The sequence below is a fragment of the Amylibacter marinus genome (assembly GCF_030160015.1).
GTDB classification, from domain to species: Bacteria; Pseudomonadota; Alphaproteobacteria; order Rhodobacterales; family Rhodobacteraceae; genus Amylibacter; species Amylibacter marinus.
In genome coordinates this window covers 318,924-333,911 of the sequence record NZ_BSNN01000002.1, presented here as the reverse complement: position 1 = coordinate 333,911, position 14,988 = coordinate 318,924, and the positions used below count along the sequence as shown (strand labels likewise).

General features: G+C 51.8%; 17 protein-coding genes. 7 read left to right on the top strand and 10 right to left on the bottom strand.

Annotated elements, in window-relative coordinates:
* The first annotated feature begins 59 nt into the window (after positions 1 to 59).
* On the top strand, positions 60 to 1,364 hold the full coding sequence (gene purB, locus QQL62_RS02505; RefSeq protein ID WP_284375866.1) for an adenylosuccinate lyase: 1,305 nt from the start codon (positions 60 to 62) through the stop codon (positions 1,362 to 1,364).
* 699 nt (positions 1,365 to 2,063) lie between these two features.
* On the opposite strand, the gene QQL62_RS02500 is transcribed toward purB, so the two are convergent.
* Positions 2,064 to 2,378, bottom strand: a complete 315-nt coding sequence (locus tag QQL62_RS02500; protein ID WP_284375864.1) for a DUF1476 domain-containing protein — start codon at positions 2,376 to 2,378, stop codon at positions 2,064 to 2,066.
* A 164-nt stretch (positions 2,379 to 2,542) separates the two neighbouring features.
* Between QQL62_RS02500 and purC the strand changes: the two genes are divergently transcribed.
* Genes purC through purQ form a run of 3 tightly spaced genes read left to right on the top strand, consistent with a single transcriptional unit; the run spans position 2,543 to position 4,222 of the window.
* Positions 2,543 to 3,301 carry a phosphoribosylaminoimidazolesuccinocarboxamide synthase gene (gene purC / locus QQL62_RS02495; RefSeq protein WP_284375862.1) on the top strand — a complete coding sequence of 253 codons (759 nt, stop codon included), beginning with the start codon at positions 2,543 to 2,545 and terminating at the stop codon, positions 3,299 to 3,301.
* A 4-nt stretch (positions 3,302 to 3,305) separates the two neighbouring features.
* Positions 3,306 to 3,545 carry a phosphoribosylformylglycinamidine synthase subunit PurS gene (gene purS, locus QQL62_RS02490; protein ID WP_284375860.1) on the top strand — a complete coding sequence of 80 codons (240 nt, stop codon included), beginning with the start codon at positions 3,306 to 3,308 and terminating at the stop codon, positions 3,543 to 3,545.
* Positions 3,545 to 4,222, top strand: a complete 678-nt coding sequence (gene purQ / locus QQL62_RS02485; RefSeq protein ID WP_284375858.1) for a phosphoribosylformylglycinamidine synthase subunit PurQ — start codon at positions 3,545 to 3,547, stop codon at positions 4,220 to 4,222. The genes purS and purQ overlap by 1 nt, the downstream gene beginning before the upstream one ends.
* 46 nt (positions 4,223 to 4,268) lie before the next feature.
* Here the strand turns inward: purQ and QQL62_RS02480 are convergent, their stop codons facing one another.
* The gene (locus tag QQL62_RS02480; RefSeq protein WP_284375855.1) at positions 4,269 to 5,969 is read right to left on the bottom strand and encodes a peptidoglycan-binding domain-containing protein; all 1,701 of its coding nucleotides are present in this window, start codon (positions 5,967 to 5,969) and stop codon (positions 4,269 to 4,271) included.
* A gap of 39 nt (positions 5,970 to 6,008) precedes the next feature.
* Between QQL62_RS02480 and QQL62_RS02475 the strand changes: the two genes are divergently transcribed.
* Positions 6,009 to 7,877: a sensor histidine kinase gene (locus QQL62_RS02475; protein WP_284375853.1), complete on the top strand. Its 1,869-nt coding sequence runs from the start codon at positions 6,009 to 6,011 to the stop codon at positions 7,875 to 7,877.
* 2 nt (positions 7,878 to 7,879) lie between these two features.
* Positions 7,880 to 9,223, top strand: a complete 1,344-nt coding sequence (locus QQL62_RS02470; protein ID WP_284375851.1) for a sigma-54-dependent transcriptional regulator — start codon at positions 7,880 to 7,882, stop codon at positions 9,221 to 9,223.
* A 34-nt stretch (positions 9,224 to 9,257) separates the two neighbouring features.
* Here the strand turns inward: QQL62_RS02470 and QQL62_RS02465 are convergent, their stop codons facing one another.
* The 4 genes from QQL62_RS02465 to QQL62_RS02450 form a co-directional block, all read right to left on the bottom strand.
* On the bottom strand, positions 9,258 to 9,905 hold the full coding sequence (locus QQL62_RS02465; protein WP_284375849.1) for a DUF1638 domain-containing protein: 648 nt from the start codon (positions 9,903 to 9,905) through the stop codon (positions 9,258 to 9,260).
* The gene (locus QQL62_RS02460) at positions 9,905 to 10,600 is read right to left on the bottom strand and encodes a corrinoid protein (RefSeq protein ID WP_284375847.1); all 696 of its coding nucleotides are present in this window, start codon (positions 10,598 to 10,600) and stop codon (positions 9,905 to 9,907) included. Before QQL62_RS02460 ends, QQL62_RS02465 begins: the two co-directional genes overlap by 1 nt.
* Before the next feature lie 182 nt (positions 10,601 to 10,782).
* Complete coding sequence (gene bmt, locus QQL62_RS02455; RefSeq protein WP_284375845.1) at positions 10,783 to 11,796, bottom strand: betaine--homocysteine S-methyltransferase; 1,014 nt, start codon at positions 11,794 to 11,796, stop codon at positions 10,783 to 10,785.
* Positions 11,797 to 11,886: 90 nt separating this feature from the next.
* Positions 11,887 to 12,291, bottom strand: a complete 405-nt coding sequence (locus tag QQL62_RS02450) for a SufE family protein (RefSeq protein WP_284375843.1) — start codon at positions 12,289 to 12,291, stop codon at positions 11,887 to 11,889.
* A gap of 121 nt (positions 12,292 to 12,412) precedes the next feature.
* Here QQL62_RS02450 and QQL62_RS02445 point away from each other — a divergent pair, with 121 nt between their 5' ends.
* Positions 12,413 to 12,883: a hypothetical protein gene (locus tag QQL62_RS02445; RefSeq protein WP_284375839.1), complete on the top strand. Its 471-nt coding sequence runs from the start codon at positions 12,413 to 12,415 to the stop codon at positions 12,881 to 12,883.
* A gap of 42 nt (positions 12,884 to 12,925) precedes the next feature.
* Here the strand turns inward: QQL62_RS02445 and rnd are convergent, their stop codons facing one another.
* From rnd to QQL62_RS02425, 4 genes are all read right to left on the bottom strand, one after another.
* The gene (rnd, locus tag QQL62_RS02440; RefSeq protein WP_284375836.1) at positions 12,926 to 14,083 is read right to left on the bottom strand and encodes a ribonuclease D; all 1,158 of its coding nucleotides are present in this window, start codon (positions 14,081 to 14,083) and stop codon (positions 12,926 to 12,928) included.
* Positions 14,084 to 14,165: 82 nt separating this feature from the next.
* Positions 14,166 to 14,330 (bottom strand): hypothetical protein, encoded by a 165-nt coding sequence (locus QQL62_RS02435; protein WP_284375834.1) that lies wholly within the window; start codon positions 14,328 to 14,330, stop codon positions 14,166 to 14,168.
* Between the two features lie 12 nt (positions 14,331 to 14,342).
* Positions 14,343 to 14,504: a hypothetical protein gene (locus QQL62_RS02430; protein ID WP_284375832.1), complete on the bottom strand. Its 162-nt coding sequence runs from the start codon at positions 14,502 to 14,504 to the stop codon at positions 14,343 to 14,345.
* Positions 14,505 to 14,534: 30 nt separating this feature from the next.
* Positions 14,535 to 14,699, bottom strand: coding sequence for a hypothetical protein (locus QQL62_RS02425; protein ID WP_284375830.1), 165 nt, complete (start codon positions 14,697 to 14,699; stop codon positions 14,535 to 14,537).
* Positions 14,700 to 14,988 lie beyond the last annotated feature (289 nt).

Genomic DNA, 14,988 nt, shown 5'->3' with positions numbered 1-14,988 from the left:
AAGGGGCGTTAAGAGGCGCGTAGAACATCTATATACCCTCCAACGCGCAAGGTTTTACTATGATTCCACGTTATTCCCGCCCTGAAATGGTTGCTATTTGGTCGCCCGAATCCAAGTTCCGCATTTGGTATGACATCGAGGCCCACGCCTGTGATGCGCAGGCCGATCTGGGGGTTATCCCCAAGGAGAGTGCTGCGGCCGTATGGAAGGCTAAGGATGTGGAATTTGATGTGGCGCGTATCGACGAGATCGAGGCGGTAACCAAGCATGATGTGATTGCATTTTTGACGCATCTGGCCGAAATCATTGGCAATGAAGAGGCCCGCTTTGTGCATCAGGGCATGACCTCTTCTGATGTTTTGGACACCTGTTTCAATGTACAATTGGTCAAGGCGGCGGATCTGCTGATTGCGGATACGGAGAAATTGCTGGCCGCCCTTAAGCGGCGCGCAGAGGAGCATAAATACACCATTCGCATTGGGCGCAGCCATGGTATCCATGCCGAGCCTACCACCATGGGTCTAACGTTTGCGCGATTCTATGCGGAAATGGATCGCAACCTGAATCGCCTGAAGAAAGCCCGCAAAGAGATCGCCACGGGTGCGATTTCTGGTGCGGTTGGCACATTTGCCAATATCGACCCTGCGGTGGAAGAGCATGTCTGTGCCAAGCTGGGGCTTGAGATCGAGCCGATTTCGACCCAAGTGATCCCGCGCGATCGTCATGCGGCGTTTTTCGCGGCTCTTGGTGTTGTGGCCAGCTCTATTGAAAACGTATCAACCGAAATTCGCCACATGCAGCGCACCGAGGTGTTGGAGGCAGAGGAGTTTTTCTCTAAGGGTCAAAAAGGCTCGTCAGCCATGCCGCACAAGCGCAATCCTGTGCTGACAGAAAATCTAACAGGTTTGGCACGTTTGGTGCGTATGGCGGTGGTGCCTGCGATGGAAAACGTGGCGCTGTGGCATGAGCGCGATATCTCGCATTCATCTGTTGAGCGCAACATTGGCCCAGATGCGACGATCACATTGGATTTTGCCTTGGCCCGTCTGACCATGGTGATTGAAAACCTTGTGATCTATCCTGACAACATGATTGCCAACATGAACAAATTCAGCGGCTTGGTGCATTCACAACGTGTGCTGCTGGCCCTTACTCAGAAGGGCGTCAGCCGCGAGGACAGCTACAAGCTGGTTCAGCGCAATGCGATGCGTGTTTGGGAACAGGGTGCTGATTTCATGACCGAATTGAAGAACGATGCGGATGTGATGGCGGTGATGTCAGAGGCGGAGATCGAAGAGAAATTTGACCTTGAGTATCACACCAAGCATGTAGACACGATTTTCGGTCGCGTATTTAAGGGCTGAAACAAGGCAGACCATCACATGCCTGCGCACAAAAGTGAGAAAGTTTAAGAAAAGTATCAAACGTCACTTTAAGTTAACAATTTAGTACCTAGGTAGGGGTTACACCTTTTTACTTAGGCTATTTTAAGTGGACTGGCAGGACAAGATTTCGGTCTTGGAGTTATAAACTCGAGTTTGCGTGTTACTTTCTTGTTGGTTTCGTTTCAAAAGGCAGGCTTCGGTCTGCCTTTTTTTATGGTCCTATCTTAGAGGTAGAGCAGAGCGTAAAAAACCAATCTTTCAATATAGTGACAATAATCACATATATAGATGATATATCAGCGTATTAAAATCCCACACCTTTCAACCAAAGCATTTTCAAATCGTTGCTCAGCAGGGGAAACCTTGGGATTATAAATCCAAGCATGCGTGTTAGTTTCTGGGTTAACACAGTTCTTAAGGCAGGCGTCTAGCCTGCCTTTTTTTATGCCGTTAACTATGTATTTACGATTTGTTAAGTAAACATGGCCACAGGGTGATGTTTCTCACTCTTTAATCCACATACTGTTTCTATAGTGGGTTTACACCTTTTGACAAAAGTATTTTCAAATCGTGGCTATGACAGGGTTTTAAACCTTGGGGGTATTTTCTCGGGCGTGCGTGTTTGTCCTCGTATTCACATGTTTTTTGGGGGTAGGTTTAGGCCTACCCCTCTTATCTTCAGCTTTCGTTCATAATCTGGGTTTTGGCATCGGCCATAAATGCAATCATTTTGGCGCGAATGTCCTCTTCGGAGACTTTGTCAGCTAGATCACCTGCAACCTTGCGGTATACATCCTCGTCACCGGCCTCTTCGAAATCGGCTTTGACCACCTCTACGGCGTAGGCATCTGCGCTATCACCGACCTTGCCTAATAGCCCAGCCGCCCATAGACCCAGCAATTTGTTGCGTCGCGCCTCGACTTTGAACTTTAACTCTGCGTCATGGGCGAATTTATTTTCAAATGCATCGCCACGGTCATCAAAGGTGCTCATTATACTCTCCTGTATTAAAATATACCTTCAATATGGGGATATTCGCGCCATTCACAAGGGGATGTAGATAGAGTTCTTGTGACCTAGGGGCGAGAAGCCTATAGAGAGACAAAATCGCGGGAAGAGATTCCCAAACATATTGCCCATATATATTGGAGGCCCAGATGGCACGCGGTAAAAAGCTGTATGAAGGTAAGGCAAAGGTTTTATATGAAGGCCCAGAGCCAGGAACCCTGATCCAATATTTTAAAGATGATGCAACGGCCTTTAATGCCGAGAAGAAAGATACCATTCAAGGCAAGGGTGCGCTGAATAATATCCTAAGCGAGCACATCATGCTGGGCCTTGCGGGCATTGGGATGCCCACGCATTTCATTCGCCGCCTAAACATGCGTGAACAGCTGATCCACAAGGTCGAGATTGTTCCCCTAGAGATCATTGTACGCAATGTCGCGGCTGGATCATTTAGCAAAATGCTGGGCATCGAGGAAGGCACGCCCCTGCCCCGCCCGATTGTAGAATTTTGCTACAAAGAGGACAAGCTGGGCGATCCGCTGGTGTCCGAGGAGCATATTCTGGCGCTGGATTGGGCCAGCCAGCATGACATCGATGACATGCGCGAAATGGCCCTGCGGGTGAATGATTACCTATCGGGTATGATGTATGCGGTTGGCATCAAGTTGATTGATTTCAAAATCGAGGTTGGCCGCCAATTCCACCAAGATATGCAGCGATTGGTTTTGGCCGATGAAATTAGCCCAGACAGCTGTCGCTTGTGGGATATTGAGACCAATCAGAAATTAGACAAAGACGTGTTTCGCCGCGATCTGGGCAGCCTGACGGATGCCTATAGCGAGGTTGCGCGTCGCTTGGGTGTTTTGCCCAAGGGTGGCACGGGCTCTGGCCCTAAATTAGTGGAGTAATCGGATGTTAGTACGTGTACATGTAACCCTAAAGGCAGGCGTTTTGGATCCCCAAGGTGCGGCGGTGCGTCACTCTTTGAACTCTTTGGGGTTTGAGGGTGTTGAAAAGGTACGCCAAGGCAAGGTGATTGAATTGGCCCTAAGTGAGACTGATCCTGCCAAGGCAGAGGCACAGGCCGGCGAGATGTGTGAAAAGCTATTGGCCAATACGGTGATCGAAAACTATAAGATCGAGATCGTATAATGCGTGCTGCGGTTATTCAATTTCCTGGATCCAACTGCGACCGTGATATGGCGGTGGCCTTGGATAAGGTGACAGGCAGCAACAGCCCTACTCAGATGATCTGGCATAAGGAAAGCGGTCTGCCTGAGGGTTTGGACGTGATTGCCATTCCTGGTGGGTTTTCTTTTGGTGATTATCTGCGGTGCGGCGCGATTGCGGCACGTTCGCCGATTATGCGTGCGGTTGTGGATTTCGCCAACAAGGGCGGCTATGTTTTGGGTGTTTGCAATGGGTTTCAAGTCCTGACCGAAACGGGTCTTTTGCCCGGTGCATTGATGCGTAATGCAGGGTTAAAATTTATCTGCAAGGATTTGAAATTGCGCGTGGAAACCACCGCCAGTGATTACACCAGCGGTTATTCCAAGGGTGCCGAGATCACCGTGCCTGTGGCGCATCACGATGGCAATTATAATGCCGATGCGGAAACATTGGCCCAGCTGGCCGATCAAGATCGCGTGGCGTTTCGCTATGTAAACAATCCAAATGGCTCTACGGATGATATTGCGGGTATTCTATCGGAAAACCGCCGTGTATTAGGCATGATGCCCCATCCAGAACGGCTGAACGATGCCTCGCTTGGCGGTATGGATGGTCATGGCCTATTCCAGAGCGTTGCACAAGCCTTTGTAAACGCATAAAAAAACGCCGCTGACTGCGGCGTTTTTCATTTGGGACATGATGTCCCTATTTAAAGATACTGCGCAGGATCATATTTGACAGGGTATCCTGATCCAAATATCCAGTGGCGTTTAGTTTGCGCTGGTGTTGATAGGCCTTTAGCGCGCGGCGGGTTTTAGAGGTGACCTTGCCATCTGCCTCGCCCGGGCGCAGGCCCAGTTTATCCAGACGGCGCTCTACCATTTTCCAGCTGCCTGTAGACATGTTCAGCGCGCGTTCTCTGGATTGTGCCTGTGCCAATTGCCGCTTCTGGGCATCGCTCATCTGGCTCTTATCCAGCGCATCCTGAGCGGCGTCGCGAAAGCGGCCCTCTGGGTATAGGCGTAGATAGTCGCGGTAGCTCTCGGGTAGATTTTCGCGTTGTACGGTTTGCCAATAGCGCAGCTCGTCGCGTTTATCGATCTGGGCTTGTTCTTCTTGCAGGTTGGCAAGGTTGGTGCGGGCCTGTTGCGCATAGATCCCTTTGGGGTATTTTTTAAGGTATACCTGCAGATCCTCGATCCCGCCATGCGCGCCGGTTAGTTGCCAAAAAGCCTGATCTTCGCGGCGCGTTTCTGCCGCCACGCGCGCGGCCTCTTGGGCTTGGTGGTTGGCGAATGCGCGGGCCTGATTGCCCAGTGCGGTGATCTGTCCAACAGAGAGGAAGCCGCTAACGTTATAGCCCTTGGCCTGTTGCCATTCCTTGATCGCACCGCGGCTACCGGGGCCAAAAATACCATCAACACCGCGGGTGTTAAAGCCAAGAAGAGTAAGGTTTTTCTGGATATCGCGCCGCTGATTGCGGGAGAGTTCCAGCGCTTGCTCGGCCCGTTCCTCGGGGGATTTCAGTGCCTCGGCATTGAGATGTTTCAGCCGCGCGCGGGCGCGATCCTCGTAGATCGATAGTGGAAAGCGATTGAGAAAGGCAAGATAGCTTTCGATTGTGTCACTTTCGGAGGCGGTTTCCCAATAGGATCGGATCAGCTCGGAGTTTACAATCGGCTTTAGGGGCGAAACGGCCTGATCGCCGTCACTTGCAACCGCCAGTGAATTGAACCGCGAAATATAGCCGCTGGCCTGAATTTGGGCAGCCGTTTTATCGACGGCGGTTTTTATATCTTGGCCCGGGCGCAGGAACTCTTGACGCAGGGCATTGCTGAGATCCTGTGTGCGCCCCGTAACCACCAGAACACCTTGTGGGATATCATCGCCCCCCAGCCCCGCCGACAAGCCCGGTGCGCCGTGAAACCCATAACGCCAGCGCCCAAATGTTGAGGATTTTTCAAAGTGGCTGCCTAAGAACACCCCTGCACCACCCGCATGTTGGGCGCTGATTGCAAGAATCGGTGCCAGGGGAAAACCATCTAACCCGATGCTGGCTGCATTGGGGGCATTTAGGTCAACCGGTGCCAGATACGTCTGATGCTCGTCATGCAGGATATGCCCCGTAAAGGCAAAGATGACGCGATCAGCGTTATTGGCCTTGGCTGCGAAATCTTGCAATGTTTGACGCAAATCAGCGTGATCTAGGTTATATTTGATGGTCACGCTATACCCCGCCTGTTCTAGGGCGGATTTGCTGTTGGCAATTTGTTTCGAGGCTGGCGCTCTGGTGGCATGGGTATAGGCCGTATTGGCAACGAGCAGGGCGATATTTTCGGCGGCACCAGCCGACGCCACCGACAGGCCCAACGTTATTCCCAGCAGGGTTTTTGATATGAGTTTCATGGAACCATCCTTATTCAATTAGATCTAATCTAGGCAGATTTGGCGAAATTCATAGAGGGCAGTGTATCATCTGGGCAAAATCCGCAGATATCAGCCGCCGCGGCCGTGCTAACGTGTTCTATACTAGACCCCGACGCGCACAGGGTTTACACCTTGGATATGGTTGATACATCCGCATCAAATCGCTCTTGGGTTCCCTGGATTGTCCGGATGGGCATCCTGTGTTTGGTGATTTTCATCGTGGCCTTGATCTGGCTATCCAACGTCTATTTCACACAGAGTTTTAGCCAAGCCAAGCGCACCGAGGCGGAACGCGGGTTAACGCTGTATTCGGGACGTTTGATTTCCGAAATTCAGCGGGTATCGGTGGTGCCCCTATTGCTATCGCGTGATAGTCGGTTGATATCGGATTTGAACACCCGCGATTTTCAAAGCACCACCCAGCGATTATCCGAATTCAGCGAAGAAATTCGCGTGAAATCCATCACCCTATTGGAACGCTATGGGCGCATTGTGGCCTCTTCTGATCGATCTGATTTGGGGAAAAATCTGCGCAATAGCCCCTTCTTTCATACGGCTATTCGCCGTGAGGACACGGTTTTCACCGTAGAAGCCGAACCCGGCGGCATGCGGCGCTTTTATTATTCACGAAAACTACAAGATGGCGGCAAAATTCTGGGCGTGATTGTGGTAGAGGTGGGGTTAGACAATCTGTTCACCACATGGTCGGGTGATGATGCCACCCTGATGGTGACAGACAGTAAGGGATTTGTGATTCTATCAACACAGGCGGGTTTTTTGGATCAAGAGCTGGAGGTGGCCTTGCTGGCTGAGCCAACGCTGACCGCCCTTGATCGCGCAATACAAAACACCGATTGGAATGCCGATGAGGTGGATGTCTATATCGAGGGTCAGGCCTTGTATCGTCTGGATGCGCAGGTACCATTTCAGGGTTGGCGCCTAACCTATTTGGCGCCCTTTAGTTCCATCCGTGAAAAGGTGAATGCGGTTTTGGCGCTGGAAATCACAGGGTTGGCCTTGTTGGCGGCCTTTGCCTTTTATGCGCTATCGCGTCGTGCCATTCGCCAATCTTTTATTTTTCAGGCCGAGAGCACCGAATTGCGCGCCCTGAACGATCTGCTCTCCCAAGAGATCACCCAGCGCGAGCGCGCCGAGCGCGATTTGCAGGTGGCCGAGGCAAGCCTAGAGCAATCGTCAAAACTGGCGGCATTGGGCGAGATGTCAGCAGCGGTCAGCCACGAGTTAAACCAGCCCTTGGCCGCCATGCGCACCTATTTGGCAGGTGCCAAGCTGTTGTTAAACCGCAAGCGCCCCGAGGAGGCCCTATCCAGCTTTCAGCGCATTGATGATTTGATTGATCGCATGGGCAAGATCACCAAACAGCTGAAATCCTATGCGCGAAAGGGATCGGATGATCTCTACCCTATTGATCTGCGTGACAGCATCACCGGCAGCCTATCGATGATGGCCCCCCAATTGGGCCAAGAGGATATAAAAATCAGCCGCAATATCCCCAGTGACCCGGTGATGGTTATGGGGGATCCTGTGCGCCTTGAGCAAGTAATTGTGAACCTATTGCGCAATGCGCTTGATTCCATGAAAGGGCAAAGCATGCGTGAATTAACGCTGTCTTTGTCTGCTGGTGAGATGGCGGTTTTGTCCGTACAGGACAATGGCCCGGGCATTCAGAACCTAGACGAGATGTTCGAGCCATTTTACACCACCAAGAAACCTGGCGAAGGTGTGGGGCTTGGATTGGCGATTTCTGCAGGGATCGCCAAGGATTTAGATGGGCGGTTATTTGCCCGAAACATCGTTCCGCGCGGGGCTGTCTTTGAATTTTCACTGCCGCAGATAGAAAGTGATGACATTCAAGCGGCGGAGTAACCATGCCCAAACAGATTAAAGTGACCATTGTTGACGATGAACAGGACATGCGCGAAAGTATTTCGCAGTGGCTAAGCCTGTCTGGATACAAGACCAGCACCTTTGCCAGCGCCGATGAGGCGTTGAAGGTGATCGATTCCGACTATCCTGGAATTATCATATCCGACATAAAAATGCCCGGCACCGATGGCATCAAGTTTCTGAAGCGCTTGCAAAAGGTCGATAGCACCCTGCCCGTTATTTTGATCACGGGGCACGGTGATGTGGCCATGGCCGTTGAGGCGATGCGCATTGGCGCCTATGATTTCCTAGAAAAACCCTTTGACCCAGAGCGTATGGCAGAGCTGGCCAAGCGCGCGGTGCAAACCCGCCGCCTAACTCTAGAAAACCGTGCCCTGCGCCGTGAATTATCAGACGGGTCTGTGGTGCTGCGCAAGCTGATGGGTAATTCCAGTGTGATGTCTCGCTTGCGTGAGGATATACTGGATTTGGCGCAGGCTGATGGTCATGTATTGATCACAGGCGAGACTGGCACAGGGAAGAGCCTGATTGCCCATGCCCTACATGCCTGTGGTCCGCGCCAAGGCAAAGGATTTGTCAGCGTGAACTGTGCGGCCTTTACTGAGGACGAGTTGACCAAGCGGCTGTTTGGTGGCGAGGATGTGCAGGAGAGCTATCTGGACGAGTCACTTGGCGGGACATTGTGCCTTGAGGATATTGAATCCCTGCCCGCGGCCACCCAAGCGCGACTGTTATCTTTGATCACAGAATTTGATCAAGGCGAGGAAGGCTCTAAGCTGCGCATCATTGCCATATCCAACGATACCGGTGACCCAGATAAATCGTTAGAGGAAACGCTGCGCAGTGATCTATTTTATCGTTTGGCGGCGATGCAGATCACCCCGCCACCGTTGAAACAGCGCGGCGAGGATATTCTGAGCCTGTTTAACCGCTATTTAGAGAATTTCTCGGATGAATACGGCTGTGATCAGCCCGAGGTATCTGCCGAGGATGCGGCCAAGTTGTTACAGGCCGCGTGGCCTGGCAATATTCGCCAGCTGATCAATCTGGCCGAGCGCACAGTTCTGCAAAGCCGTCGTGGCAGTTATTCCATAAGCAACATGTTAAGTGCGGAGGACGAGCAGGATGGAGAGGCGCAGATGAATGCCCAAAGTAAACCGCTAAAAGAGCATGTAGAGGCCTTTGAGCGGATGCTGATCGATAACACCATGCGCCGGCACAAAGGGTCTATTCAATCGGTGATGGCGGAATTGTCCCTGCCACGGCGGACGTTAAATGAGAAAATGGCAAAATATGGGCTAACCCGCAGTAACTATGTTGGATAAATAGGTATTTATTTCAATTCGTTATTGGATAATATTAATGCGATATACCGGCCAGCGTGGTGGCCAAATCACCATAGCCGGTATAGCGCCTCTCTAGAGGCAGATTCATCTTGGCGGCAATATCGCGCGCCTTTTGATCCAGATCAGGGTTATCTGTCTGGGCTTGATAGACCAGTTTGGTATAATTCCCAAAATACATATCGCGTAATTCTGGGTGGCGATCTAGGCCCATGGGTTTCCAAACGAAGGCATCGAATTGTTTAACCAGAAAATCGGTTAGGTAAAAGGCGGTGATTTCATCTTCGGCCAGTGTCGAAAACCTGTCATTGCCCTCATAAAACGAATAGCAGTGCGGGCCCTTAATCATCTGCACACCCAGCTCTGCACAACGTTTTTCTAGCAAGCCGCCCGTGCCACAATCGGCATAGGCAATGAATATTTGGTCAAAATCTGCACGATGCTTCTGAACCGCCTCGGTGACCGCATCGGTGATTTTTTCGGGGTATAGGTGCAGATTGGCAGGCAGACAGGTTAAGGTCAGGTGATCCCAGCTCTGGCCTTTTATCAGTGCCAATATTTCGCGCGCAAGTGCGCCGCACGCGATAATCAGAATTGGCGAGGCCGCGCCATCGGGGATTTTCATCCCCTGCTCGGTTAGCCGCCTATCGCTGAGATCAGCCATTATCCGGCAAGTTGGTTGTGCCGCTTGGCCATGAACTCTTTGGCGGTTTCAACAGCTACGGCGGCATCACGGCAATAGGCATCAGCGCCGATGGCATTGCCGAACTCTTCGTTCAATGGCGCGCCCCCCACCAGCACGACATAGTCATCGCGCGTGCCTTTTTCGACCAATGTGTCGATCACCACCTTCATATAGGGCATGGTGGTCGTTAGCAGGGCAGACATGCCCAGAATATCGTATTGGCCGCTTTCCAGCTCGCTGATATAGGCATCTGCATCGTTGTTGATGCCCAAATCCTTCACCTCGAATCCCGCGCCTTCCATCATCATGGTTACAAGATTTTTGCCGATATCGTGGATATCGCCTTTGACCGTGCCGATCACCATATTGCCCAAACGCGGGGCGCCGGTTTCGGCCAACAATGGTTTCAAGATCGCCATGCCGCCCTTCATGGCGTTGGCCGCCAATAGAACCTCTGGGACAAATAGAATACCGTCGCGAAAATCGATGCCAACAATGCGCATGCCCTCGACCAGAACTTTGGTCAGGATATCATAGGGTTGCCAGCCGCGTTCGAGGAAGATATTTACACCCTCTTCGATCTCTTCCTTCATGCCGTCATATAGATCATCCTGCATTTGCAGGTTAAGATCTTCATCGCTAAGTTCTGACAGGATAATTTCTTCTTCTGACATGTTCTTCACTTCCACATTAGGGCCGACGCAGAAGCGCCTATTCTGTTAACATTGTGCAAATTTGCCGCTTTTATCTGCAACTTTTGCGACGGAACCAGATGCGCGAACGACGAATTGGCGAATTTTCTAGCCTTATTTGTCAATTTTGCGCCAGAGCTTGTGCCTTGGGTACTATTTATCTGTTATGCGCGGCGGCGGCCGCGGCGTTCTCTTTTGGGGGCTGGTGTATCCCCTGTGCCGTCACTTGGGGATGAAAACCCGCCCAGCGTAGCGGCGATTTCATCTAGCGAGGGGGCCGCGCCCAACACCATGGTGTCCAGGGCCTCGCGCATTGCCCTAAGGTGGTGGGGCATTGTCCCACAACAACCGCCGATGATTTGCGCCCCTGAATTGCGCGCCATTTGCGCATAGGTGGCCATGACCTCGGGGGTGCCATCGTAGTGGATATGACCCTCTACATATTTGGGAATTCCCGCATTACCCTTGGCAACGATGGGCATTTGGGTGCCTGTGCTGGCGAATCCTAGAACGGTGCGCAGCAGATCGCTGGCCCCAACGCCACAATTAGCGCCAAAGGCTACGGGTTGATGCGCCAAATTTGCAATCATATCTACCATGCCAACACTGGTAACACCCATCATCGAGCGCCCGGCAGTATCAAAGCTCATGGTGCCAACCCAAGGGGCGCCCACATTTGAAATGGCCTCTGCAGCGGCGGCGTATTCCTCGGGGGCGGAAATGGTCTCGACCCAGAGAACATCTGCGCCACCATCTATCAAACCCTGTGCCTGTTCTTCGAACATCTCTACAGCGGTTTCATGAGACAGCGTGCCGGCATCCCCCATAATCTCGCCCGTTGGGCCCATAGATCCGGCGACGATCACATTGCGCCCTGCGGTATCTGCGACCTCGCGGCCCAATTCCGCCGCGGCGCGCGATAGCTCATGCACGCGGTGTTGTGATGCGTGCAGCTTTAGGCGCGAGGCATTTGATCCGAAAGAGTTGGTCAGGAACAGATCGCTGCCTGCATCTACCGCGCCCTTGTAGAGCTTGATGATGTTTTCAGGCTTGTCCATATTCCACAGCTCTGGTGGGTCACCGGCCTGTAGCCCCATGTTAAACAGATTGGTGCCCGTTGCGCCATCGGCCAGCACATAGCCGCGATCGGCAATCATTTGGGTGAGTTTATCGCTCATTTGGGAATCCTGTAAGGTTTTGCTAGCAATAGCGGAATTAGGGCCATTACCCCAATTCATAATTCTCATAAAGATTATGAGCCAAGCATGTTATTGCGTGGCAAGGTAGGTGGCGATCCGTTCGATCATAGCACGCAAACCATTGGAACGCTGTGCTGAGAGATGCTGGTCAAAGCCAAGCGCGCCAAATTCGGCCAGCGCATCAATCTTGCGCGCCTCGGCCAATGACGTATCATTATAAAGGGCGGCAAGAATGGCGATTAGCCCGCTGACGATCAGCGCATCTGATGCGCCTTGAAACGAGAACCTGCCGTCCTCTAGGCGTGGCAACAGCCACACTTGGCTGGCACAGCCCTCGACCTTTAGGGTATCGACGCGCAGGGCAGGATCGAGGGCGGCGTAGGATTTGCCCAGCTCGATCACATGGCGATAGCGATCTTCCCAATCATCTAGGAAGTCAAAGGTTTCTTGGATTTCGCTGAAGGCTTCGGTCATGTCATCATCCTTTTGTTGCAAAATCCCTAGAATTATCTGTTGGAAACGTCCAGAATTTTCTCCAAAAAGCTTTCAATTCTGGGCTTGATTGGCTAGTCATGGGGCAAATTAAGAGGTTCTGATGAAAAACTTTGTTTCTGTACTTGGCTGTATTGCGCTGCTCGCTGGATGTTCTACAGTGAATTCCGCCGGCGGAAGCTCTGGTGGTAGTGCGGGATCGGCCAAAAGCTGGGGTACGAAACAATCCGAGAGCCAGCCTGCGGCGGTAGAGATCGACCCCGATCCGCGCGCCTTTGTTCCTATGGTTTCCAGCGTGGTGCTAAACCGCACCAAGGGTGGTGTGATTATTCACGTTACCGGAGATGCGGCCCAGCAGGGCTATTCCGAGGTCGAGTTGGTTCTTTTGCCGTCTGAGGGTGATGGGGTTTTGCAGTATCAGTTCCGCGCGACACCGCCCAAGCCTGGGATTGCTGCGCCCACATCGCGGGCACGCGAGATTCATGCGGCTGTGTTTCTATCTGATCTGGATAGACCCGAAGATCGTACCATTTCGATCGAGGCCTCGCAAAACATCAAGCGCCTGCGCCGTTAGCGCACCGGCCCTACAACAGGGCCGCAGCATCTGGTTGGCCTGCTAAATATTTACAACCACAACATTTTTCCCATTTGACGACAGGGCTACATCGCCCTGGCACAGCTTTTGAGCATCATTGCCAAAGACCTGAGCACGCCAGCCAGTTAGGGCGCGCTGATCTGGTGTGCCAAGGGCGATCTGATCGAGATCAGCACTGGTGGCGATGAGCTTTTGCGCCACGCCGTATTCCTCGGCCTTGGCCTTTAGCAATACGCGCAACAGTTCGGCCAAGCCCTCTTTGCCCATTGGTTTTTCGCGGCTGTGTTCAATGCGTTCAACATCGCTGGATTTATAGGTATTGGCCTTGGCGATGGCCGCCAGAATTCCATCAGCGATTTGGCCTTTACGGGCCTCGCGCAACAACAGGCGGGATTTAGAAATTTCGCCGATGTTTTTCGGGCGTGTCGCCGCCAATTCCAGTAACGCATCATCTTTGTAAATACGATTGCGGGGAATATTGCGTGACTGCGCAAGGGATTCGCGAAATTTCGCCAATTCTTGGACAGCTGCAATCATTTTCCAAGAGCTAGAACGGGTTTTAATGCGCCGCCACGCCTGAGAGGGTTCTACCACATAGGTTTTGGGATCCATCAGGATTGCCAGCTCTTCTTCGACCCAGCTTTGGCGGCCGGATTTGTGGATTTTCTTGGCCAAGAATTCATAAATTTGGCGCAGGTGCGTGACGTCGCCAATGGCATAGTTTTTCTGCTTGTCGGACAATGGGCGCGCCGACCAATCGGTAAAGCGTGAAGATTTGTCCAAACCCTCGTTGCAGATCGCGCGCACCAGTTTTTCATAGCCGACTTGTTCGCCAAAGCCGCAGACCATGGCGGCGATTTGGGTGTCAAAAAACGGTTTTGGCAGGATTTTCTTATCTACGAAAAAGATTTCCAGATCTTGGCGCGCCGCGTGGAAAACCTTGGTGACCGAGGGGTTTTGGAACAGATCATAGAGCGGATCCAGTGAAATACCATCGGCCAACGGGTCAATTAACGCGGCGGTTTCGGGGCCTTCGCCCGGGTGGGCCATTTGCACCAAGCACAGCTTGGAATAATATGTCCGCTCGCGCAGGAATTCGGTATCGATTGTGACGTAATCATAATGGGAGCAGGTTTCGCAAAAGGCGGCCAGCTCTTGGGTGTTTTTAATAATTTTCATGCTATTGGCAATAAGGGGATTGGCTGGTGAATGCAAGTTTTGTGCGCCTAAAAGACGCCATGCCTCTGGGCAGTATCCCGAATTATTGCAGGGATTTGTTGTTGTTCACCTGATCCATAAAGCTTTGGCCGTTGGTTTCGACGTTGGCCCCATTGGTTTGAGAATCGGTAACGACATTTTTTGCCATATATCCCAGCAGTAAAATCAGCGGCAGAGAAATAACCCCGATGCTTAATACTTTGCTCATTTCGGCTCCTTTCTAGAAGCTCCACTGCCGCGCGGCAGCCGTGGCTAGGCTATCGGTTTTTGTTTTGGCAGACTCTGCATTTGTTTGGGTATTTGTGGTGATCCGGTTTCCAAACAGCGCCAGGAACATAACCAGCGGGATCACGATCATTCCAATTACCAGTACTTTTTGCATCTTATTCTCCTGTTTAAATAGCCAGTGAGCCTAGTTCCAATTAGCGGCATTGCCCGCCGCAGAAACCGCAGATTTCACGCCATTTTTGCTAGTGCCGGATTTTGTATTGGCATCGCCCATAACATTTTCGCCCATATAGGCCACAAACATTACAATCGGGATCATGATCATTCCCGCCACCAAAATTCTTTCCATCAAGATCCCCCAAAATAAGCCCAACCTATTTGGGCTGGGTCACTATAGTAAAATATGCGCAAATACACAGTGATGTATATCACAGTATCACCGATTGAATAGTCTGTAAATTGGGGGATTCTAGCGTGAAGTCAAAGTGCTCTTGCCCCCTGTCAAAGTTTGTCAGGAAATTTTCCATAGATAATCGACTAAATTCTGGCCATCGGGCGGCATATTTGGGGACAGCGCAAAGGGGTGCCAATGCAGCTCCTATTCTGTATCTGTTTGATCACCTGCGCGATCTAATGAG

What these genes read in the sequence shown, in the direction of transcription:
- QQL62_RS02430 (WP_284375832.1), bottom strand. Translation starts at nt 14,504, where the DNA reads ATGCAAAAAGTACTGGTAATTGGAATGATCGTGATCCCGCTGGTTATG.
- QQL62_RS02460 (WP_284375847.1), bottom strand. Translation starts at nt 10,600, where the DNA reads ATGTCAGAAGAAGAAATTATCCTGTCAGAACTTAGCGATGAAGATCTT.
- QQL62_RS02450 (WP_284375843.1), bottom strand. Translation starts at nt 12,291, where the DNA reads ATGACCGAAGCCTTCAGCGAAATCCAAGAAACCTTTGACTTCCTAGAT.
- QQL62_RS02465 (WP_284375849.1), bottom strand. Translation starts at nt 9,905, where the DNA reads ATGGCTGATCTCAGCGATAGGCGGCTAACCGAGCAGGGGATGAAAATC.
- QQL62_RS02470 (WP_284375851.1), top strand. Translation starts at nt 7,880, where the DNA reads ATGCCCAAACAGATTAAAGTGACCATTGTTGACGATGAACAGGACATG.
- purS (WP_284375860.1), top strand. Translation starts at nt 3,306, where the DNA reads ATGTTAGTACGTGTACATGTAACCCTAAAGGCAGGCGTTTTGGATCCC.
- purB (WP_284375866.1), top strand. Translation starts at nt 60, where the DNA reads ATGATTCCACGTTATTCCCGCCCTGAAATGGTTGCTATTTGGTCGCCC.
- QQL62_RS02435 (WP_284375834.1), bottom strand. Translation starts at nt 14,330, where the DNA reads ATGAGCAAAGTATTAAGCATCGGGGTTATTTCTCTGCCGCTGATTTTA.
- QQL62_RS02445 (WP_284375839.1), top strand. Translation starts at nt 12,413, where the DNA reads ATGAAAAACTTTGTTTCTGTACTTGGCTGTATTGCGCTGCTCGCTGGA.
- QQL62_RS02425 (WP_284375830.1), bottom strand. Translation starts at nt 14,699, where the DNA reads ATGGAAAGAATTTTGGTGGCGGGAATGATCATGATCCCGATTGTAATG.
- QQL62_RS02500 (WP_284375864.1), bottom strand. Translation starts at nt 2,378, where the DNA reads ATGAGCACCTTTGATGACCGTGGCGATGCATTTGAAAATAAATTCGCC.
- QQL62_RS02480 (WP_284375855.1), bottom strand. Translation starts at nt 5,969, where the DNA reads ATGAAACTCATATCAAAAACCCTGCTGGGAATAACGTTGGGCCTGTCG.
- rnd (WP_284375836.1), bottom strand. Translation starts at nt 14,083, where the DNA reads ATGAAAATTATTAAAAACACCCAAGAGCTGGCCGCCTTTTGCGAAACC.
- bmt (WP_284375845.1), bottom strand. Translation starts at nt 11,796, where the DNA reads ATGAGCGATAAACTCACCCAAATGATTGCCGATCGCGGCTATGTGCTG.
- purC (WP_284375862.1), top strand. Translation starts at nt 2,543, where the DNA reads ATGGCACGCGGTAAAAAGCTGTATGAAGGTAAGGCAAAGGTTTTATAT.
- purQ (WP_284375858.1), top strand. Translation starts at nt 3,545, where the DNA reads ATGCGTGCTGCGGTTATTCAATTTCCTGGATCCAACTGCGACCGTGAT.